The organism is Lactobacillus sp. wkB10, assembly GCF_000760615.1.
Taxonomy (GTDB): domain Bacteria; phylum Bacillota; class Bacilli; order Lactobacillales; family Lactobacillaceae; genus Lactobacillus; species Lactobacillus huangpiensis.
Genome location: NZ_JRJB01000007.1, coordinates 68,338 through 94,971 on the forward strand (window position 1 = coordinate 68,338; position 26,634 = coordinate 94,971).

At 34.5% G+C, this 26,634-nt stretch carries 26 protein-coding genes; 21 read left to right on the top strand and 5 right to left on the bottom strand.

The window, feature by feature from the left end; genetic code table 11:
• Positions 1-43: 43 nt before the first annotated feature.
• The 8 genes from LACWKB10_RS06015 to LACWKB10_RS06050 all read left to right on the top strand — a co-directional run bounded on the left by LACWKB10_RS06015 (position 44) and on the right by LACWKB10_RS06050 (position 7,032).
• The gene (locus LACWKB10_RS06015) at positions 44-907 is read left to right on the top strand and encodes an aldo/keto reductase (protein WP_034980061.1); all 864 of its coding nucleotides are present in this window, start codon (positions 44-46) and stop codon (positions 905-907) included.
• A gap of 330 nt (positions 908-1,237) precedes the next feature.
• Positions 1,238-2,728 (top strand): PRD domain-containing protein, encoded by a 1,491-nt coding sequence (locus tag LACWKB10_RS06020; RefSeq protein ID WP_034980063.1) that lies wholly within the window; start codon positions 1,238-1,240, stop codon positions 2,726-2,728.
• Entirely contained in the window at positions 2,709-3,146 is a 438-nt protein-coding gene (locus LACWKB10_RS06025; protein WP_034980065.1) for a PTS sugar transporter subunit IIA, read from the top strand. The genes LACWKB10_RS06020 and LACWKB10_RS06025 overlap by 20 nt, the downstream gene beginning before the upstream one ends.
• 12 nt (positions 3,147-3,158) lie before the next feature.
• Positions 3,159-3,635 (top strand): PTS sugar transporter subunit IIA, encoded by a 477-nt coding sequence (locus LACWKB10_RS06030; RefSeq protein WP_034980067.1) that lies wholly within the window; start codon positions 3,159-3,161, stop codon positions 3,633-3,635.
• 6 nt (positions 3,636-3,641) lie between these two features.
• On the top strand, positions 3,642-3,971 hold the full coding sequence (locus LACWKB10_RS06035; RefSeq protein ID WP_034980069.1) for a PTS fructose transporter subunit IIB: 330 nt from the start codon (positions 3,642-3,644) through the stop codon (positions 3,969-3,971).
• An 80-nt stretch (positions 3,972-4,051) separates the two neighbouring features.
• Positions 4,052-5,095, top strand: a complete 1,044-nt coding sequence (locus LACWKB10_RS06040; protein WP_235191505.1) for a PTS fructose transporter subunit IIC — start codon at positions 4,052-4,054, stop codon at positions 5,093-5,095.
• 84 nt (positions 5,096-5,179) lie between these two features.
• Positions 5,180-6,079 carry a ketose-bisphosphate aldolase gene (locus tag LACWKB10_RS06045; RefSeq protein ID WP_034980075.1) on the top strand — a complete coding sequence of 300 codons (900 nt, stop codon included), beginning with the start codon at positions 5,180-5,182 and terminating at the stop codon, positions 6,077-6,079.
• Between the two features lie 221 nt (positions 6,080-6,300).
• Complete coding sequence (locus LACWKB10_RS06050) at positions 6,301-7,032, top strand: S9 family peptidase (RefSeq protein ID WP_034980078.1); 732 nt, start codon at positions 6,301-6,303, stop codon at positions 7,030-7,032.
• Between the two features lie 78 nt (positions 7,033-7,110).
• On the opposite strand, the gene LACWKB10_RS06055 is transcribed toward LACWKB10_RS06050, so the two are convergent.
• On the bottom strand, positions 7,111-8,478 hold the full coding sequence (locus LACWKB10_RS06055; RefSeq protein WP_034980082.1) for a serine hydrolase: 1,368 nt from the start codon (positions 8,476-8,478) through the stop codon (positions 7,111-7,113).
• Positions 8,479-8,661: 183 nt separating this feature from the next.
• Between LACWKB10_RS06055 and LACWKB10_RS06060 the strand changes: the two genes are divergently transcribed.
• Positions 8,662-10,428 (top strand): oligopeptide ABC transporter substrate-binding protein, encoded by a 1,767-nt coding sequence (locus tag LACWKB10_RS06060; RefSeq protein WP_034980084.1) that lies wholly within the window; start codon positions 8,662-8,664, stop codon positions 10,426-10,428.
• Positions 10,429-10,447: 19 nt separating this feature from the next.
• The gene (locus LACWKB10_RS06065; RefSeq protein ID WP_034980086.1) at positions 10,448-11,362 is read left to right on the top strand and encodes a proline-specific peptidase family protein; all 915 of its coding nucleotides are present in this window, start codon (positions 10,448-10,450) and stop codon (positions 11,360-11,362) included.
• Between the two features lie 155 nt (positions 11,363-11,517).
• On the opposite strand, the gene LACWKB10_RS06070 is transcribed toward LACWKB10_RS06065, so the two are convergent.
• A complete protein-coding gene (locus LACWKB10_RS06070) occupies positions 11,518-12,387 on the bottom strand; it encodes an RluA family pseudouridine synthase (protein WP_034980088.1) in 870 nt (289 codons plus the stop codon).
• Between the two features lie 84 nt (positions 12,388-12,471).
• Here LACWKB10_RS06070 and LACWKB10_RS06075 point away from each other — a divergent pair, with 84 nt between their 5' ends.
• From LACWKB10_RS06075 to LACWKB10_RS06095, 5 genes are read left to right on the top strand one after another with little or no spacing between them, the layout of a single operon-like run.
• Positions 12,472-14,529, top strand: a complete 2,058-nt coding sequence (locus LACWKB10_RS06075) for a PBP1A family penicillin-binding protein (protein WP_034980090.1) — start codon at positions 12,472-12,474, stop codon at positions 14,527-14,529.
• A gap of 14 nt (positions 14,530-14,543) precedes the next feature.
• Positions 14,544-14,897, top strand: a complete 354-nt coding sequence (locus LACWKB10_RS06080) for a YlbF family regulator (RefSeq protein WP_034980093.1) — start codon at positions 14,544-14,546, stop codon at positions 14,895-14,897.
• Positions 14,898-14,899: 2 nt separating this feature from the next.
• Positions 14,900-16,111 (top strand): DNA repair exonuclease, encoded by a 1,212-nt coding sequence (locus LACWKB10_RS06085; RefSeq protein ID WP_034980096.1) that lies wholly within the window; start codon positions 14,900-14,902, stop codon positions 16,109-16,111.
• A complete protein-coding gene (locus tag LACWKB10_RS06090) occupies positions 16,095-18,596 on the top strand; it encodes an AAA family ATPase (RefSeq protein WP_081945350.1) in 2,502 nt (833 codons plus the stop codon). The genes LACWKB10_RS06085 and LACWKB10_RS06090 overlap by 17 nt, the downstream gene beginning before the upstream one ends.
• The gene (locus LACWKB10_RS06095) at positions 18,589-19,566 is read left to right on the top strand and encodes a 3'-5' exoribonuclease YhaM family protein (protein WP_034980102.1); all 978 of its coding nucleotides are present in this window, start codon (positions 18,589-18,591) and stop codon (positions 19,564-19,566) included. The genes LACWKB10_RS06090 and LACWKB10_RS06095 overlap by 8 nt, the downstream gene beginning before the upstream one ends.
• A 40-nt stretch (positions 19,567-19,606) precedes the next feature.
• Here the strand turns inward: LACWKB10_RS06095 and LACWKB10_RS06100 are convergent, their stop codons facing one another.
• The 3 genes from LACWKB10_RS06100 to LACWKB10_RS06110 form a co-directional block, all read right to left on the bottom strand.
• Positions 19,607-20,506 (bottom strand): peptidylprolyl isomerase PrsA, encoded by a 900-nt coding sequence (locus tag LACWKB10_RS06100; RefSeq protein WP_034980104.1) that lies wholly within the window; start codon positions 20,504-20,506, stop codon positions 19,607-19,609.
• Positions 20,507-20,620: 114 nt separating this feature from the next.
• Positions 20,621-20,965: a hypothetical protein gene (locus LACWKB10_RS06105; RefSeq protein ID WP_152560568.1), complete on the bottom strand. Its 345-nt coding sequence runs from the start codon at positions 20,963-20,965 to the stop codon at positions 20,621-20,623.
• A gap of 6 nt (positions 20,966-20,971) precedes the next feature.
• A complete protein-coding gene (locus tag LACWKB10_RS06110) occupies positions 20,972-21,403 on the bottom strand; it encodes an HIT family protein (RefSeq protein ID WP_034980109.1) in 432 nt (143 codons plus the stop codon).
• A gap of 90 nt (positions 21,404-21,493) precedes the next feature.
• Between LACWKB10_RS06110 and LACWKB10_RS06115 the strand changes: the two genes are divergently transcribed.
• The 6 genes from LACWKB10_RS06115 (at position 21,494) to murC (ending at position 26,583) form a co-directional block, all read left to right on the top strand.
• Positions 21,494-22,234: an ABC transporter ATP-binding protein gene (locus LACWKB10_RS06115; protein WP_034980112.1), complete on the top strand. Its 741-nt coding sequence runs from the start codon at positions 21,494-21,496 to the stop codon at positions 22,232-22,234.
• On the top strand, positions 22,227-23,423 hold the full coding sequence (locus LACWKB10_RS06120) for an ABC transporter permease (protein WP_034980114.1): 1,197 nt from the start codon (positions 22,227-22,229) through the stop codon (positions 23,421-23,423). Before LACWKB10_RS06115 ends, LACWKB10_RS06120 begins: the two co-directional genes overlap by 8 nt.
• A gap of 8 nt (positions 23,424-23,431) precedes the next feature.
• Positions 23,432-24,091, top strand: a complete 660-nt coding sequence (trmB, locus tag LACWKB10_RS06125) for a tRNA (guanosine(46)-N7)-methyltransferase TrmB (RefSeq protein WP_034980116.1) — start codon at positions 23,432-23,434, stop codon at positions 24,089-24,091.
• A gap of 35 nt (positions 24,092-24,126) precedes the next feature.
• Entirely contained in the window at positions 24,127-24,447 is a 321-nt protein-coding gene (locus tag LACWKB10_RS06130; protein WP_034980119.1) for a thioredoxin family protein, read from the top strand.
• A gap of 21 nt (positions 24,448-24,468) precedes the next feature.
• Positions 24,469-25,116 carry a YtpR family tRNA-binding protein gene (gene ytpR, locus LACWKB10_RS06135; protein ID WP_034980120.1) on the top strand — a complete coding sequence of 216 codons (648 nt, stop codon included), beginning with the start codon at positions 24,469-24,471 and terminating at the stop codon, positions 25,114-25,116.
• A gap of 156 nt (positions 25,117-25,272) precedes the next feature.
• Complete coding sequence (murC, locus tag LACWKB10_RS06140) at positions 25,273-26,583, top strand: UDP-N-acetylmuramate--L-alanine ligase (RefSeq protein ID WP_034980122.1); 1,311 nt, start codon at positions 25,273-25,275, stop codon at positions 26,581-26,583.
• Positions 26,584-26,634 lie beyond the last annotated feature (51 nt).

Sequence of the window (26,634 nt, forward strand, 5' to 3'; positions counted from 1 at the left end):
ATTTAAGCGTTATACTCAAGAAAAGAAGTATGGAGGGATAAACATGATTTTTGAAGAAACATTTACACTTAATAATGGGGTAAAAATCCCTAAACTAGCATTAGGAACCTGGAAAATCCCAGATAACGAGGTAGCTTCGCCCGTGCAAACAGCCTTAAAAATGGGTTACAGGCATATTGATACTGCTCAGGCATATCATAACGAAAAAGGAGTTGGCCAGGGTATCAAAGATTCAGGTATTAGTCGTGACCAAATCTTTATTAATTCTAAAGTAGAGGCTGAAATCAAAAATTATCAAGAAGCTAAAAAGTCGATTGATGAAACCCTTACTCGTATGGATCTTGACTATTTAGATATGATGATTATTCACAATCCTCAACCTTGGAAGGAAGTTAACCAGTCAGATGATCGTCATTTTGAAGGAAATATAGAGACTTGGCGAGCATTAACAGATGCTATGAAAGAAGGAAAATTACGCGCAATTGGCGTTTCCAGTTTTCAGCCAGAGGATTTGCAGAATTTAATTGACAACAGTGATGTTAAACCAATGGTAAATCAAATTTTGTGTCATATTGGAGCAACACCAAAAAAGTTGATTGATTTTTGTCAAAAACATGACATTGTTGTGGAGTCATTTTCTCCAGTTGCTCACGGTGAGGCTCTGACGAACAATACTATTAAGACTATGGCAGAAAAATATCAAGTTTCAGTTGCACAGCTATGTATTCGATATGATTGGCAGCTCAATACAGTGGTTTTGCCAAAGTCTGTTAATCCAGAGCATATGAAGCAAAATGCAGAATTGAACTTTGAAATAAGTGATATAGACATGAAAACTTTGGAAAATATTCATAATTTTGATTATGGCTCTTCGAGTCATTTTCCAGTATTTGGTGGAAAAAGATAAAAAAGAGTGTTTCAAATCTTTTAAAGTGAACTTGAGTTTAATTTTTTCGAATAAGTTATCAGAATATAAAGTTAATTTATTGATTTAATTTGATAATAAAGACAATCAAAAACCTAACTTACCTTCTAAGCTGATTTATCAGTTTAGAAGGCTTTTTTGTTTAAAAAATTTAAATTAAGTCAATTTTTACCTAATAAAGTAACTTCTTGATAAGCATATTTTTACTTACAATTAATATAAATGTCCGTTGTAGAAACAAACAACGGACACTTTTTAATTATTTAAGCGTTTACATAAGTAGCAAAATAAAAATATCAGGAGGTATGACCAGTGCATAAAGAAATTAGTCAAGAAATTATTGATTATCTCAAGCTTCACAATAAGTTCATTACTTCTGAAGAACTATCAAATGGTTTAAATGTTTCAAAAAAAACAATTGCTCGCCATATCAATAGTATCAACAAAAAATATTCTCAACCAATAATTGTTTCCCAAAGGGGGCGGGGCTATGAGCTAAATTATTCAAATTATCTAAATGTGGCAAATAGCAATGTCCATAATGATTCATCAACACAGCTCAGACAGGAGAACATGCTGGCAAAGTTGCTTTTTGCATCCCCCAACGATGTTAAAATTTATGACTTAGTTAACAGTTTGTATATCAGCGAACCTGTCTTGAGAAATGATGAAAAGCAAATCAGTAAAAGAATATGTAAGTGGAATTTAAAACTTGAAAGCAAACAAAGATCAGTAAGGATTACTGGCAATGAGAAAGACATCAGAAGTGCTTTGATGGAGGTAGTACTTCACATTAATAAGTCTACTGACATTGAAACTTTGCGGAAAAATACTTCTCAATTAGATCAAAAGGATTTTAATTTTGCTTTAAGCCAGGTAGAAATGGCACTGCGAGTTTTAAATGGCTCGTTACCTTATCCGTATAATATAAATTTTTTTGCTCATATTTACGTTCTTTTGATTAGGGCAAAAAAATTTAAGGCAATTGATAAGTCAATTTCTTTAGATACCAGTTTGCAAACAGAAATTAAAATGAATCCTGAAATTTTTAGCATTTGCAAAAGTATTGTATCAAACATGAAAAAGTATCTGGGCTTTAAAGGAGAAGAATTAGATTCCGAGGTGTATTACTTGTTTAAGTATCTGCTAACTTCTCGTTTTAATTCATTTGATGGCATTGTTCTTGATGATCGCGATTTGGCAGATCAGGTTACCGACTTTTTTATTTCCAAAGTTTCCGCTTATTTGCATTGCAGCTTTTCACCTTCTATAAAAGATGAAATTAAAAATCATGTTTTGGCCATGATCAGCAGGTTGAAAATGAAGATATCCTTACCAAATGCCCTTTTAAAAGATATCAAACTGGAATATCCGCAAGTTTTTACCGCTACTAAAAAAGCTGCAACCATAGCAAGTCAAAAATTTAATTTACCGGTAATCCCGGATGATGAAACTGGCTTTATCTGTTTGTACTTTGCTAAATATTATGAAGAAAATAATAAATCGAATAAGAAGATTAAGGCCTATGTGATTTGCACAACAGGTATTGGGACCTCTGGAATTATTTCTACCAAGATAAAAAACTCAATCCCTGAAATTGAAATTGTTGGATTAGCTTCTAATTATAATATTGAAAATATTATCAAAAATAAGCCTGAAATTGAATTGTTAATTAGTACAGTTCCTATTAATTATCACGGAAAGATTCCTGTTGAATTAGTAAGTGCCTTTTTTACGAAAAAGGATGAGCAGAAAGTCAGAAATGTAGTAAGGAACATCATTAATGAACGAAATTTTGCTTAAAAGTTGTGATTTTGATGTAACAGATCAAAAAGCGGCTTTTAAAATTGTAGCTGATATAGTCGCTTCAAAAATGTTTGTGAGCAAAGCAACAGTTTTAAAAAGTTTGTCAACGAGAGAAAAAATCGCTAACACGGCTTTGGTAAAGGGAATTGCCATTCCTCACATAATTTTAGAATCCGATTTTACGCCTTGGTTATTGATTCTAAAATCAAAAATTTTGATAGCTGATTGGGATTGTCTTGATGATTCCAAGGTTAATACGCTTATCTGTTTAGTAGTTCCTAAAATAATAAAAAAATCCAACAAAAGCTTTAAAAAAATAATTCAGATCATAGACAAGTTGGCTAACGACACTGTCATTGCAAAAATAAACAAAGCTGAAAGTGCAACTGAAATTGTTCAGATTTTAAAAAGATAGGAGGTCAAAAATTTGGCTGATAAAGAAATTAATATTGCGAAAGTCATTAATTTAAACTTGATTGACCTTCATTTAAATGGAAAAACTAAAAAAGATGTAATTAAAGAGCTCAGTACTCTTTTGAAAGAGGATGACGATATTACAAATACCCAGGACTTCATTGATGACGTATTTCTACGTGAAGAAGAAGGGGAAACTGGAATTGGTCAAGGGGTAGCAATTCCACACGGCAAATCAAAAGCCGTCAAAAATACTATGATAGCGATTGGTCTAAGTGATCATCCTATACCTTGGGAAACTTTAGATGATAAACCAGTTACAGCCGTAATTTTATTTGCAGTCAGGGATCAAGATGCGGATACGTTGCACCTAAAGCTTTTACAAAGAGTGGCAATTTTACTGTCTGATGATGATTTCATTGATAAGCTACATGCCGCCAAAAATAAGAAAAATGTTATTGATCTTTTGTGTGGAAACAAAGGGAGATGATTAATTATGAAAATAGTTTGTGTTTGTGCTTGCACATCTGGTATTGCCCATACTTATCTAGCAAAGGCAAAGTTGGAAAAGGCAGCCAAAGAATTGGGGGATGAAATTCATGTTGAAACCCAAGGAACAATCGGTACTGAAAATGCATTAACTCCTGAGCAAATTGCTGAGGCAGATGTAGCATTGCTGGCTGTTGATATTGCAACTACTGGCAACGAGCGCTTTAAAAATATTCCGACAGTAAAAGTAGGTACTTCTCTGGTTGTAAAGGCTCCCAAACAATTGCTGAAAAAAATTGAAGAAGAAGTGAAAGAAAGAAAGAGTCAAAAGGAGTGATTTAAATGAGTACATTTGTCACAGGTGCTAAAAAAGCTGGATCAGCCGTCAAAAAGCATCTGTTAACTTCCATTTCATACATGTTGCCATTAGTTGTGGCTTCTGGGTTATTGATAGCCATAGGTAATCTGATGGGCGGTAAGCAGGTAACAAGCCTTGCACAAATGAACTTTCCCAATAGCATGACCACTTTAGGTGTGCTGGGAATGGGATTATTACCATCGTTCATCGCCGGCTATATTGGTTATTCAATTGCCGATAGACCGGGTATTGCGCCTGGATTTCTTGCAGGACAAATAGCTTCTTTTTTGGGAGCAGGTTTTCTTGGCGGTATCATTGGAGGATTTATTGCTGGTTATATTGCACTAGGTATTAGAAAAATTAAAGTCCCTCGGTGGGCTAACGGACTGATGCCTATGTTAATAGTACCAACTGTTACTGCAATTTTTACAGCTCTGATTATGTTTTTCCTATTAGGTCAACCATTAACAGCTGCCACGACCGCTCTTAATCACTTCATTACTGGCTTAGATCGGTCACAAAGAGCCTTATATGGCTTCTTAATTGGCTGGATTGGTTGTGCTGATTTTGGTGGAGCTATCAGCAAAATTCCAAACCTAATTTGTGATGGCTTATTGCTTGATGGGATCAAAGGGCCTGAAGGAATTAAAGTCCTAGCTGCCATGGTGCCACCATTTGGAATTACTATGTCTTACTTTTTAGCCAAATTATTTCATAAAAATATTTATACCAAAAGAGAAATTGAAAATATCGAAGTAGCTTTTCCGATGGGATGTTGCATGATAACTGAAGGTGTCATTCCAATTGCAATGAATGACTTATTACGGACTTTGCCTTGTACTTGGATTGGCTGTGGAATTACAGGAATGATTAGTTATGGCTGGGGAAATGAAAGTTCAGTTCCTTCTGGCGGAATCTTTGTCATTCCAGCTATGTCTAAGCCTATGATTGCCGTAATTGCTTTATTAGCAGGTTCATTAGTAACAGGAATTTTATTGGCAATTATTAAAAAGCCATTGACTGATAAAGAAATAAATGAAACACAAGACGAAAGTCAAGATGATGAAAAAGATGTTGACCTTTCAGGTGTGAATTTACAATAAAAAATTTAGAGGAAGTGATGCAGAATTTAATTTAAAAAAGTTAATTTAATTTAATGTAATGTAATTAGTAGACGAGGAGAAAAAATGACCTTAGTAAATATGAATCAGCTGCTTGAGGTAGCAAGAAAAAACAATTTTGCAGTAGGAGCATATAATGTTTCAAACTTGGAATTAATGAGAACTTCAATTGAACAATGTGAATCTGATTATGCACCTGCGATTATTATGATCCACCCAACAGAATTAAGATATTGCAAAGATGATTTTATTAGCTATGTTTTAACTCGTATTCGTGACAGTAAAATTCCAGTAGCACTCCATCTTGATCATGGTGATTCTGTGGATAGTGCAGCTAGAGCAATTCATGATGGCTTTAGTTCAGTAATGATTGATATGTCGGCTGAAGATTGGGATACAAATGTTGCTCTAACTAAAGAAACAGTAACAATGGCTCACAGAGTTGGTGTTTCTGTTGAAGGTGAAGTTGGTACTATTGGTCAGACTGGAGTTCATGTTGAGGGACACAAAAAAGAAGGCATTTATACCACACCTGAAGAAGCACAAAGATTTGTCGAAGAAACAGGTGTTGATACTTTGGCTGTTGGTATTGGAACTAGTCACGGCATTTACCCAGCTGATGTTACTCCTAAAATCAGAATTGATATTTTACAAAAGATAGTTCAGGCAGTTCCTGATACACCTCTAGTCTTGCATGGTGGTTCTTCAAATCCAGATGAGCAGATTGCTGAAGCAGTGAAGAATGGAATTAGCAAAGTTAATATTTCATCGGATTATAAACATGCTTTCTTCGAAAAGACTCGTGAAATCTTATCCGAAAATGATGGCTGGGATCCAAATCATTTGTTGCCAGAAGCAATTGAAGCAGGGAAAAAGGTTATACACCATAAAAATGATTTGTTTAATTCAATTGGAAAAGCTAAATTATATGAAGGCATTGATCCTTGGAGATCAGATAAAATTTAAGTATTAATCATTATAGAGGGTCTACAACATTGGAATTTTGTTTCAAAAGTTTGTAGACCTTTTTTATGTGTAGTCGCAAATCCATATATTATTTTGATATTTACCTGGAAAATAGCAGTATAATATATCTTATATTATTAAATTAAAAAGATATATTTAAGGAGATAATTGCAGTGCGTGAAGAGTTAAGGTTTTTGAATTGCATCGACCATGAGGTGCCAATGCAAGTTGATATTCCAAATGATGGAGAAAAATTTCCTGCTGTATTGATGATTCATGGTTTCATGTCTTCCAGGAATAATGATAACCATATGTTAGCAAGAATTAGCAAAAAAATTGTAGAAGCCGGAATCGTTGCGGCAAGAATTGACTTATGCAGCATGGGAGAGAACCTTTATTCAAGAGAAAATTATGGCATGAAAGTGATGACGGATGAGGTTAAAGCGAGTTTTAAATATTTGCAGTCTTTACCATATGTTGAAGAAAATAATGTTGGACTTTTAGGTCATAGCCTTGGTGGTCGCTTAGTATTTACTTGTTCTACGTTACCAGCAAAAATTATAGTTTCTCTAAATGGCGCTATCAATACTTCTGAGCCTCTTGAAATGGCATATGATAAATTTCAAATGGATAATTTAGGTTACTGCATTGTTCATACCAGTAGCGGTGGTGTTGAACTGGTATACCGCAGGTTCTTTGATGAATTGAAAACAACTTTGAATGACAACATTAAAAATTTTAAAAATCCAATTTTAGTTGAAGTATGTACCAGCGATCCTACTTTGGATCCAAATATCAGTCTGAATTTTATTAAAAACTGTCACATGGATAATGTAGATTCGTTTACTGTTGAAAATGCGAACCATACTTACAATGTTGAAACTGGTGATTTTACCAAACTTAATGAAGTTATTGGTAAGGTCGTGCCTTGGATTAGTTCGCATATAAAATAAAAAACCAGTCTTTTGTAAGACTGATCTGTTAAAAATAATTTTGAGCTAAACTTTAATTATTAAAGTTTAGCTTTTTATTTATAACTTTGTGAAAGTAGTTGGTTCTTTAAGTGCACGCTCTGTCCAAAGCAAAACTTGATTTTGATGAATTTCAATTGGTAAAAGCTCATGCTGATACAATCTTTCTTCCACATACATTTTACCTTTTTCATTAACAATAACAGGATAATCCCACTTGCCAATTGTAACTGTTAAATTACCATCTTTTTCATTTAGAGTGATTAAACCGTAGCCTGGGTTTTCATAATCTCCTAAAAGATTATCTTTAGCCGCAAAATTTTTGGGTGATTTTCCTTTAAGAATGGCAATGTTTTCTTCACGGGTTGCTAATTTTTGATCAACAATCTGTTTAATTTTGCTAGTCCAATCCGTATCAGAAATACCTAAGGTATCATCTATTGTTTGATATGCCAATGCAAAAATTGCATCTGTTGAATCCATATTTGTGGTCGAAACAAAAGCTAAATCAAGATCAGGAACAAAGCCCATGAAAGAGCAGTAACCAATGTATGAACCACTGTGGTAGAAGTATTTGTGTCCGCGGTAATCTTCCATCATCATACCTAAACCGTAAGCACCAAAATTAGCACCGCCGTAAGCACGGCTTGGAGCCATAATTGATTGAGGCAAAAAGTGTTCAGCCATGGCATTGCCTTTGTTTTCTTTTTGCAATTTTAACTGGTATTCAGCCCAGGTAAGTAAATCCGAAATAGATGAGAGCATACTGCTGGCACCACCAACTTTACCAGGTGCAATAAAAGGAACCTCTTCTGTAATTCCTTTGTCTCTAATATATGGTTTAACTATATCTTCTCTTGGTGCTTCATGATGGTTAATATAAGTTCTGGTTAACTTAAGGGGTTCGAGTAAATGCTGTTGCTCATAAGTACCGTAATCTTCGCCAATTACTTGCTCAAAAGCATAGGTGGCTAAAGCAAAGACCAGGTTGCTGTATTGCATTTTATAACGTAATTCATGGTTAGGCTTTAAATGACCAACATGTTCAGCTTTTTCTTTTAAAGAAAGATCATGCTTGTTCATATTAGTGAAACGCATTAGATCGTGAGCTGGTAAGCCACTTTGATGGCTAAGGGCATCCCTCCATGTTAAATGATCTTCAGCATATTTATCTTCTAGCTTAAGCTCAGGCCAAGACATTTTTAAAGGATCATCTAGATTTATCTTACCTTTATCAGCTAATTGACAAACTGCAGTAGCAAAAAATGTTTTGGAAATTGAAGCTAAAGGATAAAGATTGTCTTGCTCAGCTTGACCATATACATGACTATAGCTTTCACCTTTGTGATAAACACCAATTCCTAAACTGGGTAAATTAAAAGTATTAATAGCTTTTTGAGCTAAATCGGCAATTTTTTGCTTGTTCATATTCACTTTCTAACTCTTTCTATATTTATTTTTTCCATATTAAAATTATACAGAAGCATTTGTTATTTTACACTAAATAAAAATTCTTTTAAATACACCTTTAAAATATATGATTATACGATTTGACATAAATGAAAAATTTATTAATAATATTAGTAAAATATAATGAAATGAGTGATTTTTATGAAAAAAAGAAGTAAGCTTGCTTCTGCTGGCATTTTGAGTCTAGCTACCATAACACTGGCAGCCTGTGCTAAAAGTGCTAACAATAGTGATGACACTAATACAGTGAAAAAATTTCCTGTTGAAGCTCCTAAAAAGAATGTTAAAGATGGTGGAACTGTGAAAGTTGCAGTTGTTACAGATACACCTTTTTCAGGTATTTTTTCACAAGAACTTTCCTCTGAAGACCTAGACTCAATGGTTGCAGCTCCCGGTCAAGAAACTTTATTCGATAGTGATGATCAATATGGTGTCACTGATAAAGGTCCAGCTACACGTAAATTAGATCCTAAAAATAAGACGATCACAATCAATATTAAAAAGGGCGTTAAATGGTCTGACGGTAAGCAAGTAGTAGCCAAAGATTTCGAATATGCGTATGAGATTTTGGCTAACAAAGATACAGCTTGTCCGCGGTATAGCAGTCAGTTTGAAGTCTTAAAGGGCTTAAAAGAATATCACGAAGGCAAAGCTAAAACTATTTCTGGAATTGAAATGCCTGATGGAGAAAATGGCCGTAAAGTTGTTTTACACTGCTCAGCTTTAAATCCAAGTATGTCAAATGCAGGAAGTCGTTCGCTTTGGGAAGCAGTTGAACCTTATCATTATTTAAAAGATATTCCTTTTGCTAACTTAAAGTCTTCAGATAGGATCAGGAAGAATCCCTTATTTTTCGGACCGTTTAAGATTGAAAAACTAGTTAGAGGGCAATCTGCAACCTGGGTACCGAACAAATATTACTGGAGAGGGAAACCAAAATTAGATAAAGTTGTTATTTCAGTGGTATCTCCTAATTCTGCTTCTCAAGCAATTAAAAGTCATAAATTTGATATTATTCCTGTAATTAATACCCAGTGGCCACAAGTTAAAAATACTAAAAACGTGAACTTCATTGCCCAAATCCCAATTGCTTATCATTATTTAGGCTTTAAAGTAGGAAAATGGGATGCTGAAAAGAGCAAGAATGTTATGAATCCTAATGCTAAAATGAATAATAAGGCTTTAAGGCAGGCAATAGGTTATGCCATGAATGTTGATGCGGTTAATAGGCGTTATACATATGGTTTAACGTTTAGAGTAAAAACTTTGGTTCCAGAAAAGTTTGGTGACTATTTTGATAAAACTGAGAAAGGATATAATTACGACTTAAAAAAGGCAAATCAGATTTTGGATAAAGCGGGTTACAAGAAGAAAGGAAAGTGGCGCGTTCAGCCAAATGGCAAGCCTTTGGTAATTCATTTTGCAGCTATGAGTGGAGATACTACTCAGGAGCCAATAGTTCAAAACTACTTGCAGCAGTGGCATAAAGTTGGACTGAATGTACAATTGTCCACGGGTCGTTTAATTGAACACAATTCTTTCTATGATAAATTACAACATGATAATAAAGGCGTCGACATGTATCTGGCTGGTTGGTCAACACCTACTGAACCTTCGCCACATCCATATTATAGTGAATCAGCACCTTTTAACATGACCAGATTTGTAACTGAAAAAAACAATAAACTTTTGGATGAGATAAATTCTCAAAAGGCTTTTAATCATGATTATCGGGTTAAAAAATTTCATGAATGGCAAAGATATATGAATGATGAAGCCTATGTTATCCCAGTTGATAATTCCTATCAGATCTTTGCAGTTAATGACAAGATTTCCGGCTATTCGCTTAAGCCGTCAAAACAAAACAATAATCATCCTTTGTGGAATGAAGTAGGTTTTACTAAATAGAAAGAAGCTGTAAATTTCAATGAGAACTGGAACAAAAATTATAACTTTAGATAATGGCTATCATTTGTGGACAAGTACCCAAGGTGAAGGCGATATTCATTTATTAGCTCTTCACGGTGGACCAGGAGGAAATCATGAATATTGGGAAGACGCTGCTGACCAATTAGCAAAGCAGGGACTACATGTTCAAGTTACTATGTATGATCAGTTAGGCTCTCTTTATTCAGATCAACCGGATTATGATAATCCTGAAATTGCAGCCAAATACTTAACTTATGAATACTTCCTTGATGAAGTTGATGAAGTTCGTGCCAAACTTGGTCTTGATAATTGCTACTTGATTGGACAAAGTTGGGGTGGCCTGCTTGCACAAGAATATGCGGTGAAATATGGTCAACACTTAAAAGGGACGATTATTTCTTCCATGGTTGATGATACTGATGACTATATTGAGTCAATTAACCGTCGTAGACAAGAAATTTTCCCGCAATCAGAAATTGACTTTATGCGTGAATGTGAAGAAAGCAATGACTATGACAATAAACGCTATCAAGAGGATATTCAAATATTAAATATTAACTTTCTTGATCGGCGACAGCCATGCAAGCTATATCATATTAAGCGTATCGGTGGTTTGCCTGTTTACCATGCCTTTCAAGGTGATAATGAATTCGTAGTAACAGGTAAATTAAAAGATTGGCATTTTAGAAAGTACTTAAAGCAAATAAAAATGCCAACCCTTTTGACTTTTGGTGAAGAAGATACCATGCCTTTAGAGACTGCAAAGATTATGCAACATGAAATTCCTAATTCACGCTTAGTTACTACACCAAATGCAGGACATCATCACATGGTTGATAATCCTGATGTTTACTATAAGCATGTAGCAGATTTTATTCGTGAAGTAGAAGCTGGTACTTTCGTGGGTGATTAAATTATTAAAAATCCTAGCAAATAAATTTTGTTGAATAAATAGGTTAACAGTTTTATTATTTACTAGCAAAATTGCTTGACTGGAATCTTCAAGTACTACATTATAAAATTTTAATTAAATAAAGAAGACCGATGGTCATTTGACAAACGGTCTTTTTAATTTTGCAGTAAAAAAACATTTTTATGCGGTAACTTTACTTTCAGTTTGTCTAATGTAAAAGGCTTTTGTAGTGATATTTGGTAAGCAGTTAGGTGCAAAAATTGATCATTTTTAAAGTTAGGGTTATACAGTGGATCTCCCACAATTGGGCAGTCAATCGCAGCCAAATGAACCCGAATTTGGTGTGTTCTTCCTGTTTCTAGTTCTAATCTAACTAAAGCAGTATTGTTGTCTAAATACTTTAAAATCTGATAATGTGTGATTGACTTTAGACCATTGCTTATTATTTTGCGTTTGCGTTGATCAAGTGGGTCATGGCCGATTGGCAAATCAATTGTTCCTCTGTTAGCTATCGGTTCATTAACATTAATCACAGCTAAATACTCGCGTTGAAAAAGTTTACTGGTTAATTCGCGATTCAAAATAGGAACAACAGCCGGGTTTTTGGCAACCAGTAGCAGACCACTGGTTAACATGTCTAGCCGATGTACAATAAAAGGGGAAAATCCTAAATAGGTGGCACAATCATTCAAAGCTGTATTAGTTTCATTTGAATTAGGATGCGTCTTTTGCCCTGCAGGTTTATTTATGATTAAGAGATTGTCATTTTCGTAAATAATCTCTGGAATTTTACCACTTTCTGGATAAATATGTTGCTTGCTTTCAACGTGATCGAGCCATAGTTCAACTTTATCATTTGGCTTTACTTTTTGATTAAAATGATAATAACTACCATTAATTTGTACTTTTCGTTCAACGCGTAAAAAATGACGCCATTTTCTGGGAACCAGTAATAGACGTAATAAATCATTTACAGAACACGGATTGAGATTTTTAGGAAAGTTAAAGGTAAAATAATAGCTCATAAATATTTGTTAAATCTTTTTGAAAATAAAGGTAATTTCCTTTAATATGGTACAATTTTAGTTGTTTCTAAAGGAGCAGATAAAATGGAAAACAATGAACCAAAGAAAAACGGGATAGGTGGCCTATGGCACCGTTTTGATAACCGTTTTTTTATCGGTCGCTGGATCATTTTGATTTTGCTTACCGTGATGTTATTGGTTTGTACTTATTATACCGTTAAAGTTAAAACTTCAAACATATCAAATTTAAAGGCATCATTATCAGCTACAACTGGTATTTACGATTATAGAAGCCAAAAATCTGGTTCACTATACTCACAAAAAGGCACGTATGTTGGTTATAATAAAATTTCTCCTAATGTAAAAAATGCCGTTATATCAACAGAAGATCGTACTTTCTGGAAGAACCCGGGCTTTAGCATCAAGGGCATGGGCAGAGCTGCTTTAGGCTTGGTTCTTAATCGTGGTCAAATATCTGGTGGTGGTTCGACTATCACACAACAATTGGCTAAAAATGCTTTGTTGACCCAAAAGCAAACATTCTCTCGTAAAGTTGAAGAGCTTTTTTTTGCTGTCGAGATAAATCACGTTTATTCTAAAAAAGACATATTGACTATGTACCTTAATAAAGCTTATTTTGGCAATGGTGTATGGGGTGTTGAAGATGCCAGTCAAAAGTATTTTGGCAAGAATGCCAGTCAGTTGACAATCGGAGAAGGAGCAACTTTAGCCGGTATTTTACGTAATCCAAGTAAATATAATCCAATTGACCATATGTCCTATGCTTTGTCTCGGAGAAACCTGATTTTAAATCTAATGGTTGATAATAAAAAATTATCAAGTTCCAGGGCGAAAAGTGAGCAAAAAATTGGTTTAACTTTACATGATACTTATCATAATAAAGATGGGTATCGTTACCCTTATTTCTTTGACGCAGTAGTTGATGAGGCAATTAATCGCTATGGCCTAAAAGAAGAAGACGTAATGAATAAGGGATTGAAGATATATACAACTCTTAATCAAAATTATCAAAGTCAGCTGCAGCAAAAATTTGACCAGGGTTATCTGTTCCCGCAAAACGCCACTGATGGTACTAAACCTCAAGGCGCATCAGTGGTAATGGACCCTACAACAGGTGCAGTTAGAGCAGTAGTAGGTGGTCGAGGCAAACATGTTTTCCGTGGCTATAACCGTGCGACTCAAATGAAAAGACAGCCAGGCTCTTCAATTAAGCCGCTAGTTTCTTATGCTCCAGCACTTCAACAGGGTTATCACTATGATTCACAGCTTTCTAACAAACTGCAGCGTTTTGGTAAGAATGGTTATCAACCGCATAACGTTGACAATGGCTATTCTGATAAAATCCCTATGTATTCTGCCTTGGCGCAGAGTAAAAATGTTCCTGCAGTTTGGCTATTAGATCGAATTGGAGTATCTAAGGGAGTTCAATCAGCTAATAATTTTGGTATCAAAGTACCAAAAGAAGACCAAAATCTTGCTTTAGCATTAGGTGGGCTATCAACAGGTGTTTCACCAATCCAAATGGCTCGAGCATATTCAGCTTTTGCCAATAAGGGAAATTTGCCTAATAATTCTTATTTCATCACTAAGATTACTGATGCTAGTGGGAATGTGATTGCTGAAAATCATGATACAGGCACACACCGCATTATCTCGGAAAATACCGCTAAAGAAATGACCACCATGTTATTGGGAGTTTTTGCAGGCGGAACTGGAACATCGGCTCAACCAGCCGGTTATCGGGTTGCAGGAAAAACTGGGTCAACTGAAGTACCAAACTCTTATGGCTTTGGTACTAAAGATCAGTGGATCGTTGGTTATACACCTGACGTTGTGGTAGCTACTTGGGTTGGCTTTGACCGTACTAATCAGCAGCACTTTATGCATGGTGTTTCAGAAACTGGTATTACTAGGCTATATAAAGCTGAAATGGAAGCAATCTTGCCATATACTGCTCAAAATCAATTTAAAGAACAAGCGCCAAAGCAAATTATTCAAAATAACGGTGCTGGTTCTGATTGGACAAAGGGCTTTGGTGATAAAATCGAAAAAGGCTTAGGTTCAGCAGGAGAAAAAATTAATGAATGGTATAATGACATTAAAGGACTTTTAGGTCATTAATTAGGAGGAAAAATATGATTAATATTTATGATTCAGCAAATCAAGTAGCAACTGATTTGCAAAAGCTTGACGAATTTAAAGCTTTAAGTGAGGCTGTTGCTGCTGTTAAAAGCAATGAGGAAAGTGCTGCTTTGTTCAAACAGATGGATGAGATGCAAACAAAAATTATTAATTCACAGTCTGAGGGAAGAGATTTTCCTAAGGATCTCGAAGAGGATTATAAAAAATTAAATGAAAAAGTGCAAAAAGATGCACAAATATTAAAACTCTTGCAGGCTGAACAAAGTATGTATAAAACAATTGACGACGTTCAAAAAGCAATTACTAAGCCAATTAATGACCTTTATGATGGTCTTAGGAATAAATAATAATGAAATTTATCCATTTTGCTGACGCACATTTAGATAGTCCATTTTTGGGGCTATCTTTTTTACCATCTGAGAGCTTTAAGCAGATTCAAAATGCTCCAATGCAATCTTTAACTAAAATTGTAGATCTGGCTCTGAAAGAAAAGGTTGACTTAGTATTAATTGCTGGGGATACTTTTGATAGTTTCAAGCCAACTCCCAGTGTACAAATTTTTTTCGCCCATGAAATTGAGCGACTAGTCAATGCGCAGATTCAGGTAATTATGATTTTTGGTAATCATGATCATATGGCAAAGGAAGACTTATTGGTCGCTGAAAGTCCTTATTTCAAATTATTGGGTAATGGTGAAAAAGTAGAAACTGTCTCTTATAAAACAAAAAATGGTTTTGAGTATGACGTGAGCGGTTTTTCATATTTGGCCAATCACATTAATGATGATATGACGGCGCAATTTCCTGCTAAAAGCAATCGTTATACTTTTGGCATTATGCACGCACAGGAAAGAGCTGGTACAAGTTCACAAAATGTTTATGCTCCTTTTAGTTTGAGTGAGTTACAAAATCTTAATTACAATTATTTTGCATTGGGTCATATTCATTTAAGACAAGTCTTGTCCGAAACTCCTTTAATTGTATACCCGGGAAACATCCAAGGGCGTCATATTAATGAAACCGGTCCAAAAGGTTGCTATTTAGGAACAATTGATGAGCAAACAAAACATACTAAGATTCATTTTGTGCAGACTAATTCTATTACATGGAGTAAAAGAGAAATTGAATTAACACAACCAATGACAAAAACAGATCTGGAAAATTTAGTTATTAATTGTTTGTCCGCAATATCAACAACTTATTTTTGTCTGCAAATTAAGGGTGCTGATTTTTTGAATGAAAAAGAAAAAGAATTGGTTCAAGACAGTGATTTTTGGCAAATGATTTCCAGAAAACTGGCTCACGATTCACAATTGGTAGATGTGAGGTTTATTAATGGGGATAATTTAGAAATTGCCTCTAATGATCAAAAGTACTTTAAACAGGCTGAAAAAGAAGTCTTTAGTTCTGATCAATTTGCTCAAATAAGCAAAATTTGGGCTTTAAAATCTGATTATACTGATACTTTAGCCCAAGACCCTGAATTCGCCCAGGAAGTGAAGCAACTCGCTGAAGTTAAGTTGAATAGTAAATTGAAAGGAGCTAATGATGAAATTAGTTAGAATTCAAATAGTTAATTTTGGTCAATTTTCAAACTTTACTTTTGACTTATCAAATTCAAATATTGATGTTTTTTATGGGGTAAATGAAGCGGGAAAGAGTACCGTCGTTGCCTTCATTAAGCAGATTTTATTTGGTTTCCACCTTGCCAATCAGGGTTCAGAATTTTTTGAGAACTATACTCCTTTGGCACAAGTTAGCCCAATGGGTGGGTCTTTATTTTTTGAAAATGAAAATGGTCAGCATTATCAGTTGGAAAGACTTTACGCAAAGGGTAAAGGGTCAAAAGCTGGCACTCTGACTGTTAAATGTGACAATCAGGTTATACCAGAAAGTGTTTTTTTTGATCAAATTAAAAATATTGATGGTAAATTTTATACTGACAGTTTTATTTTTAATCAGGATATGCTGGCAAAAGTTGATCAGATTAAGCAGAAAGACTTAATGGAACGTATCTATTATTTGGGTGCGGCTAATAGCGACAGTCTGATAACTTTACGTGACGATTTTGCTAAAAGTGCTGACGCCTTGTTCAAAAAGACTGGTAGAAAGCCGCCTATTAACCAATTGTTGTTAGAAATTAAAGAACAAGAAAATGAAGTCAGTAACTCTGAAAATGAATTTTCGGTTTACCAAGAACTCAATGACAATTTTAAGAAGCAAAAAGGTTTGCAACATCAAGAAGAGCAAAAAGAACTTGAATTACAAAAAGAGTATGACAGTTTAGATAAGATTCAAAAACTTTTTCCGAGTTACGAAAAACTGCAAGATTTGCAAAATCAAGTTAGAACAATTAATTTTGATTCAAAGCAATTTCAGTCAGCTCAAACTCTAACTATACAAGCTGAATCTTTGCATAAAAAGCAACAAAAAATAACTGCAAAGTTAAATGAATATTCCGATGATCCGGAAGAAAATACATCAGTTTCAAAGCTGTTACAAAAAAAGCCGGAAGTATTGCAATGGCAATCAGAATATCGCAACTGCTTACAAAAAGATGAACAAATAAAAGATGAGCAAAATCAACTTATTGCACTCGATTCAAATTTAAATAAAATTGTGAAAATGAATCAAGAGCAAATAATTAAGTTGCAAGAAGATTATCAAAAGTTGCCTCAAAAGGAATTGAAGATTGAGCAGAGTATGAGTGATAATTCTAAGCAATTTCTTCTTTTTGGTGGCATTATTTTTGTTGTCGGTTTAATTTTATTGTTTATTGCACGAGTTTTTGGCTTTTTAGCTAGCGGTGTTGGACTGGCATTAATAGTATTTGGTTCTTATCGGCAAAAACAAACACAAAAAACAGTAGAAACTGCTGCAGAACAGAACGAAAAAATAAGGCAACAAAGGCAGTCTTTTGAAAAACGGTATGGTATTAATCCAATCAATTTAGATATAAATAATTTAATTAATGAGTGGAGACAATATCAAGTATTAATTCAAAACTTAAAAAGAAATAATCAGCGAAAAAATGAGTTAATAGGATTAGTCACACCGATAGCAGTCCAATTAGGTGATGAACTGAATCAAACTGTAAGTACTTTTGAAGATGTATTGAATGCATTAGACCAACTAACTGAGAAAATAAATTTAGAGAAATTGCGCCGTGAAAAGCAAACTAGTTTAAAAAATAGTTTGGCTGAAAATAAAGATGAACTCAATGAAATTACCACTAAACTAAAAATGATCTTAGCAAAAGCGCAAGTTTCGAGTTTAGCTGAATATGAGCAAGTCCAAAAGCAAAAGTTAAAACAGGATAAGATACAAAACCAAATTGATGCTCTTAAGTCAAATTTGCAGAATGATTTAAGTGAGTTGAAAAGTTATGCAAAAAATAAAACCCAAAATCAAAATGATTTCGAAAATTTAAGGTTAAAGATCTCTTCTGTTCATGAAAATATTAATCATTTACAAGAAAAAACAGCTGAAATAAAAGTAAAAATGGAAAATTTAGCAAACTCCACAGCTGTTTTCGAAGAAAAACAAAAACTGGCTAATTTAAAAGCAAAATTAAAAAATTTGAGTATTGAATATCTGGCTAACTTATTTACAGCTAAATGGATTGGTCGAGCTCTTGATCTGGCATCGAATGAACGATTTCCTAAAATGTTGGTTACTGCAAAAGAATATTTGCGACTATTAACGAATAATCGGTATAATAATATTGAATTTGGTAAAAAAATAACGGTTACTCGTTTTGATGGTAAAAAGATAGAAGTGCAATATCTTTCTAGAGGAACTTCTGAACAATTATATTTTGCTTTAAAACTGGCTTTTGTTCAACAGATACAAGATGAAATAAATTTACCTATATTAATAGACGATTCTTTTGTTAACTTTGATGATCAAAGAGTTGATGAAATTGAAAAGCTGCTTCAAGCTATTGCTGGAAGCAATCAGGTATTAATTTTTACTGCACAAACAAGTCTAGTTGATAAATTGCAAATACAACCGCTAACTTTTAAGAGAGGAACTAAAAATGTATAAACGTTTGCTGGATTATAATGATGGCGAAGAACTAGAGTTGGTTGTACTGATTAAGAATTCTCAATTAAGACATACAAAAAAGGGCAAACTATATTTAGCAATGTCATTTAGTGACTCTTCTGGTGAAATTCGTGGCAACTTTTGGGATGCAAATGATCAAGATGCTGCAACATTTAATGCAGGGACTATTGTTGAGCTTGATGGTAAGCGCGAAGAATATCAGGGTCAGCCACAAATAAAGATTTACAGCTTGCGTGTTGTTGGTCCAGAGGAAGGTTATGACCTCAGGCAATTTATTAAATCAGCTCCCGAAAAAATTGCTGATATGAAAGAAGAGATAAACCAATATGTCTTTGAGATACTGAATCCTACTTGGAACAGAATTGTACGATTCTTATTAAAAAAATGGGATAAACGTTTTTTTGATTTTCCAGCGGGAAAGAGTAACCACCATGCAGTGCGTGGTGGTTTAGCATACCATACTGTATCAATGCTACGCGATGCAAAAGGCCTTGCGGACAATTATTCTCAAGTTAACCGTTCTTTGTTATATGCCGGCTGTATTCTTCATGATATGGGTAAAGTGCTTGAATTAACCGGCCCAGCAGCGACCCAATATACTACTGAAGGTAATTTGATTGGACATCTGGTTTTAATTGATGAACAAATTATGCTGGCGGCTCAACAACTTAAAATTGATTTAGAATCTGAAGACTTGTTGCTGCTACGGCACATGGTTTTATCTCACCATGGTAAATTTGAGTATGGTTCACCTAAGTTACCTGCTTTGCTTGAAGCAGAATTATTGCATCGTATTGATGATTTGGACGCATCTGTTTATGCTATTACTAATGCTCTACAGCACACTCGTCCAGGAGACTTTACAGATAATATAATGAGTCAAGGTGGTCGAAAATTTTATAGACCCAAAATAGATGAATCATTAGGAAAAGCTCATAAATTAGAATAAAAAAAGAGTTCAAGCTTGCTTGAACTCTTTTTAATATCTATTATTTTTTACTAGTTGAAGTAGAAACGTAAGAAGCTAAAACATCTTTTAGATCTTTATCTTTTATGTCAACTCCAGCTTTTTTAATAACCTTAGCTAGTACATCGTGCATAGTTTGTTGATCCTGTGACATTGTCTGATATATCTGGTCATCAATCTCTTTTTTGTGTGAAGCAAAGGATCCTTTAGCAGGGTGCTTAATCATTCTGATTACGTGATAACCTGATTGAGATTTAATTGGACTCTTTGTAGTTTCACCGGTCTTTAATTTAAAAGCGGCTTTCTTAAACGCAGGATCCAAACTTGAATCGGTAGAATCAAAAGCTGGCAGTTTTCCTTCATTATTCTTAGTTCCAGTATCTAAAGAATATTTCTTTACTAAACTCTTAAAGCTTTTACCATTCTTTAATTCATTAGTAATTTCTTCAGCTTTAGATTTTTTGGAAACTAAAATATGTTGCACTTTAACCTTAGGTTGATATGCTTTCCAAGCTTTTTCTTCTTGACTCTTTGAAATCTTCTTGATGTCTTTTAAGGCAACTTCAGTAAGCAAGTTTGTTTTCAAGTTTTGCTTGAAGCTTGAAGCAGTCATGCCATTTTGTTGCAAAACGGCATCAAATTGACTGCCGTACTGTTTTTTGTAGTTGTTATACTGTTTATCAACTTGCTTTTTTGAAACCTTGTTGCCATACTGTTGCTCTAAAACACGATTGATAATCATATTTGCCAAGGCAGATTTACCTGACTGAGACTTTTTCATTTCATCATAGTATTCTTGTTGAGTAATCTTACCGCCTTTGTATGAAGCAACGGTTTTACCACCATTGGAACAGGCTGCTGTCGATAAAGCCATACTTGCTACGGCAATAACAGCTGCTGCTTTTCTAATATATTTTTTCATAAAATAAATTCTCCACATCCTTAATAAATTAAGTCACCGACAACTAATATAACATAAAGTGACAAATCTAGTTTTTATTTTTAAGTTTTTTGCCAAAAATTCGCAGTTTCTTTACTAATTTTTAGAACTATCTGTTCCATTATCAATTTTACTATTAATTTTTGTAGTTTTGGCTTTTAGCTTGGCGATAATCCGGCTAATGCCTATCTGATAATATTCCGTTTCTTTTTCTAATTCAGAAATTGCTTTTTTAGCTTGTGGCAAAGACTCTTTTAATTCTTGCTTGGCAATCTTTAATTTTTTGCTAGATGTGGAAAGATCAGTAAAGTCTTCCTTCACTGATTTAATTTGTTTTTGCGCTGATGGAAATAAACGATTACCTTTTTTATCTTTAAATAGTGAAAGAACAACCCCAAAACCAGCACCTACTGCTAGACCTAAACTAAAATGTTTCATCATGTCACCTTAGAACTCAGCTCTAATTGCAGCAGCTATTTTTTGGTAATCTTCTTCAGTATATTTTTCGGCGTTATTGCGAGTAGCGATCTTTAATCCGTCTCCTTCAAAGCGTGGAACAAAATGAATATGTGAATGCATTACAACTTGGCTTGCACTTGCACCATTATTGCTACTGATGTTCATACCAGTGATTCTAGGGTCAAATTTCTTAATTGCATTAGCAATTGTTGGAATATATTGTAGATATCTCTGAGCGTCTTCAGGTGTATAATCAAAAAAGTTAGTGATGTGTTTTTTAGGTACCATTAAAGTGTGACCTGGGTTGACTTGAGATAAGTCTAAAAAGGCTTTGACGTCATCATTTTCGAAAACAGTGTAGCTGTTTGCTTCACCTTTGATAATTTTACAAAATAAGCAATCTTTATCTAATTCTTCCATTTTAAAACCTCTTCATTTCAAAATTTAGTTTCTTTTAATATCATGCTATCATATTAAATGAGTAAATTCATTAAAAGAAAGATAGGAATTATGACTTTAAAAATTGAGCATCTGACCGGTGGCTACACAGGTGTACCGGTAATTAAAGATATTAATCTGGAGATCACTCCAGGCGAAGTTTTAGGGCTAATTGGACTAAATGGTGCAGGCAAATCGACAACAATTAAACATATCTTGGGATTGTTACGACCACAAAAAGGAAAAATTACTCTAAATGGCATTGATTTAGCGGCACAACCTACTAAATTTAAAAGACAAGTCGCATATATTCCAGAGACGCCAGTTTTATATTCAGAATTGACTTTGAAGGAACATCTGCAATTAACGATTCTCAGCTATCAGCTGAATGAAAAGCAGGCATGGGCAAAAGCCCATGAGTTGCTGCAGATGTTTAGGCTTGATGACAAGCTCGATTGGTTGCCAATTCACTTTTCTAAGGGTATGAAGCAAAAAGTAATGATCGTGACGGCTTTTTTAGCAAATACAGAACTGCTTGTAATTGACGAGCCTTTCACCGGACTAGATCCTTTGGCAGTGGCCAATCTAGTACAATTAATCAAAAGTGCTGCTGGTCAGGGCAAAATGGTATTGATGTCAACACATATTTTGGCTAACAGTGTTCAGGCAGTTTCACGTTATGCGGTCTTAAACAACGGCAAAATTGCTTCTACTGGCACTTTGGCTGAAATTCGAAAGCACTATGACTTAAAGGAAACAGACTCGTTTGACCAAATCTATCAAATTTTAAGTCAGGAGCAACAAAATGCGTGACTTGGCTAAAAAAAGGCTGCAGGAAAATATACGCCAGTCTTTAAAATATCTAGTATTGGTTTTTAATGATTTCTTTATCTTGGCTCTGATTTTCCTTTTTGGAGCACTCATGTTCTGGTATGCACAGACAATGAAGACTATGCCTGAAAGTCTGTGGTATTATCGTCCGCTAGTTGGTATTTTGTTATGGTTGCCACTTTTAATAGGAAAACTGGTAACATTGCTAAAACCAGCTGATTTACAATTTTTACTGCCTGAAGATGAAAATTTATCATCATATTTGAAACCAATGTTAAATTATAGTTTAATTGTACCCGCAATTTGCTTGGTTTTAATGGCGGGAGTTATATTTCCTTTTGCAACGATTAAGGCAAAGATTGAACCTTTAAATTATGTTTTCGCTGTTTTTGCTGTTTTTTTGGCCAAAATATTGCAACTTAAGGTTATGGAATATAATTTATATTTTAACCGAAAAATTTCCATTTTAATTTTAAATATCTTTTTCCTGCTTCTGTTTGGTTTGGGAATGTTTAAACCGCAAAGCATGATCTTAATCGCAATTTTGCTGGCAGTTTCTGTCGTTATTTTTGTTGTGAAGCCGCAACATGCTGCTCTTTTTGATTGGCAATATGCCGTAAAGCTGGAAGAAAATCGCAAAAACATTATTTATAACGTTTTTAGTATGTTCACAGACGTTAAAGAAAGACAGACTAATATTAAAAGACGAAAATATTTGGACTTTTTATTGCCTAAAAATTTATCGTCAGAAAATCCGCATAAATTTTTGTATCGTCGTTCAGTGCTTAGAAACCCTGAAAATATCAATTTAGTTTTTCGAATGACTGCATTTGCAGTTTTAATCTCATGGTTAGTACAAAATTGGGTTTGGGCATTATGTTTATCATGTTTAGTAGTCTTTTTGACTATTTACCAGTTGGTGCCAATGGTTAACGAATTTGATAATAATATCATGTATCGTGTTTATCCAATTGAGCGTTCCAATCGCGGCCTTGATTTAGTATCTGCATTAGCAGGAGTACTATTTGCCCAATGGGTTGTAATTAGTGTTTCATGGCTATTCACTTTACCAATTAATTTACACTTGTTTGCAGCAATGGGATGCTTAGTTGTTTTCAGTTGGGGCATGTTAAGGTTATACTTACCTGCAAAAGTAAAGAAAAGGAAGTAGCAGAAAAGATGAGATTACGTAACAAGCCGTGGGCTGTAAAGCTGGTCCAAGAGCATCCAGAAAGTGTGATTGATCGACCAGATCCAAGTCAAAAAATTGATTGGACAAAGCGGTTTGCTGATATTTCAAAGCCATTAGAGATAGAAGTAGGACCCGGCAAAGGAAAGTTTATTACTACGATGGCAGAAGAGCACCCCGAAAAGAATTTTGTTGCTCTGGAATTGCAAATGACCGCGGCAGGCATGATTTTGCGAACCAAACTTGTTAAAAAATTGTCTAACATCCAAATTCTTTGCGCAGATGCTGCTAATATTGACACTTTTTTTGATGCTCACAGAGCAAGTAAAATATATTTGAATTTTAGTGATCCCTGGCCAAAAACTAGGCATGAGAAAAGGCGGTTAACTTATAAGTCTTTTTTACAAAAATATCAGACTGTCTTGCAGGAAAATGGTCAAATAGAATTTAAAACTGATAATGCAGGGCTTTTTGCCTATTCTGTGCAGAGCATGAATAATTTTGGGATGCATTTTGATTTTGTGTCAGTTGATCTTCATAATGAAAAAGATGAAATTGTAGCTGCCAATATTGAAACGGAATATGAACACAAATTTGCAGCTAAAGGAAATCCAATTTATGCTCTGCATGCTGATTTTGGGGTAAAATAATTAAATAAGAGTAAGGATTGAGAGGTTTTTTCAAAATGGAACAAATAAAAGAATTGAATAAAGATAAATTAGACTCGATTACCAAAAATGGACGAGTAGTTTTAGAATTTTCAGCAGGTTGGTGTCCAGATTGTCGCTTTTTAGACCCTTTCATGCCAGAAATAGAAAAAGATTTTGCCGATAGCAAGTTTTATCAGATTGATCGTGATGGTTCTATTGACTTAGCTAAAGAAATGAATATTATGGGTATTCCTTCCTTTGTGGTCTACCAAGATGGCAAAGAAATTGGTAGACTAGTTAATAAGGATCGTAAAACTAAAGATGAGGTTGAAAGCTTTTTACGGTCACTTGACTAAGTGAAAGAGGATTATTGATTCATGATTACTAGTATTAATAAAAGAAGTTATCCCAATACCTTGATTGTAATTTTAGGTCAGGATAAGGGCAATAGTGAATACGATGAAAAAGGTGATATCACGCGCATTACTGATGAAGAGGGTAATGTTACCGGTTATAACTTTTTTAACGTTGATCAGCTAATTGACTACGACAAATTACCAGATGGACAAGTTAAGCTGTCAAAAGATGATTTAAATGCTTTAAATGAAAAACTGGTAGAAGTTGGTTTTACTGATAAACTTGCTTATAGCAAACCAACGCTTGTTTATGGCTATGTCAAAAGCTGTGAAAAACATCCTGATTCTGATCATTTGCATGTTACACAAGTTGATGTAGGCAATGGTGAAGAACATCAAATTGTCTGTGGTGCGCCTAACATTGCACAGGGGCAAAAAGTGGTTGTTGCTTTACCAGGTACTTTGATGCCTAATGGTCAAGTAATTTGGCCAGGCCAACTGCGTCATGTAGATTCCTATGGTATGATTTGTTCTGCTCGTGAATTGGGACTTGAGCATGCACCTAAAAAGCGTGGAATTATGGTAGTTCCTAATGAATTTACTGTTGGAGATGCATTTGATCCCGAGAAGTGTGATGAACTACTAGCAAACGGTCAGATTACTTTATAGCACTTAGGACTTTATCATTTTGATGGTAAAGTCTTTTTGTATCATCAATTTATGAAGAGCATTTTAGCTAATTTTTAAAGCTTTTTTGATGATCCTGCTTTTTTGACTCAGCAATGGTAAAATAAACAGCAATGATAAAATTTTGGAGTTCAGCAAATGTTAGATAAAAATAAGCAAATTTGGTTTATCGGAATTAAAGGAACTGGCATGGCCTCTTTAGCTTTACTGCTAAATGATCTAGGCTTTAATGTAGCTGGCAGCGATATTAAAAAGTATACTTTTACCCAAGAACCGCTAAAAAAAGCTGGTATTGAAGTTAGAGAATTTAGTCCGAATAATATTAAAGATTCGGGACAAGTCATCGTTAAAGGAAACGCATTTAAAGATGACAACATAGAAGTAAAAACTTGTGAAAAAAAGAAACTTGCGTGGCAAAGCTATCCTGATACAGTAGAAGAAATTATTAAAATGCATACCAGCATTGGTGTTTCAGGAACCCATGGCAAAACTTCTACTACTGGTCTTTTAGCTCATGTTTTAGGTGAAGCTGCACCCACGTCCTATTTAATTGGTGACGGTGAGGGCAAGGGTGTTAAGGATTCTCGTTTCTTCGTCTATGAAGCAGATGAATACCGGCGTCACTTTTTAGCTTATCATCCAGATTATCAAATAATGACCAACATTGATTTTGATCATCCGGATTATTTCAAGGATCAGGCTGATTACACTTCGGCTTTTCAAACAGCAGCGGATCAGACTCGAAAAGGACTTTTTGTGTGGGGTGGAAATGAAAGACTAAGGAAATTGCATTCTGATATTCCTAAATATACTTATGGTTTTGAAGATAATGATGATTTTCAAGCAGTCAATATTAAAAGAACAACTAAAGGTTCAAGCTTCACGGTCGTAAATCATGGTAAAAATGTTGGTGAATTTCAAATACATCTTTTTGGTGACCACAATATTCTAAACACAACAGCCGTGATTGCTGTTGCCTACACTGAAAAAATTCCTGTGGCAGATATTAAAAAAGGACTGCTTACTTATCACGGTGCAAAGCGGCGCTTTTCTGAAAAAGATTTCGGTGATATCAACATTATTGATGATTATGCTCACCATCCAACTGAAATGAGAGCAACAATTCAGGCTGCACGACAAAAGTTCCCACAAAAGAAATTAGTTGTCGTTTTTCAGCCACATACTTTTTCCAGGACAAAGAAATATGCTAAAGATTTTGAAAAAATATTGCGTGATGTAGACAAGGCCTATGTTACCCCGATTTATGCTTCTGCAAGGGAGGCAAGTGGAGATATTTCAAGTGATGATTTAGTTGCTAAAATTCCTGGCTCAGAAGTAATCGATCTTGATAACATTGCAGATCTTGCTCAAAACGAGAATAGCGTAATTGTCTTTATGGGGGCAGGAGATATTCAGAAATATGAAGATGCTTTAGAAGAGTTGCTGTAATTTTATTTGATAGTCTTACTAAAAGTTTAGTAAGGCTATTTTTGTGTTTAA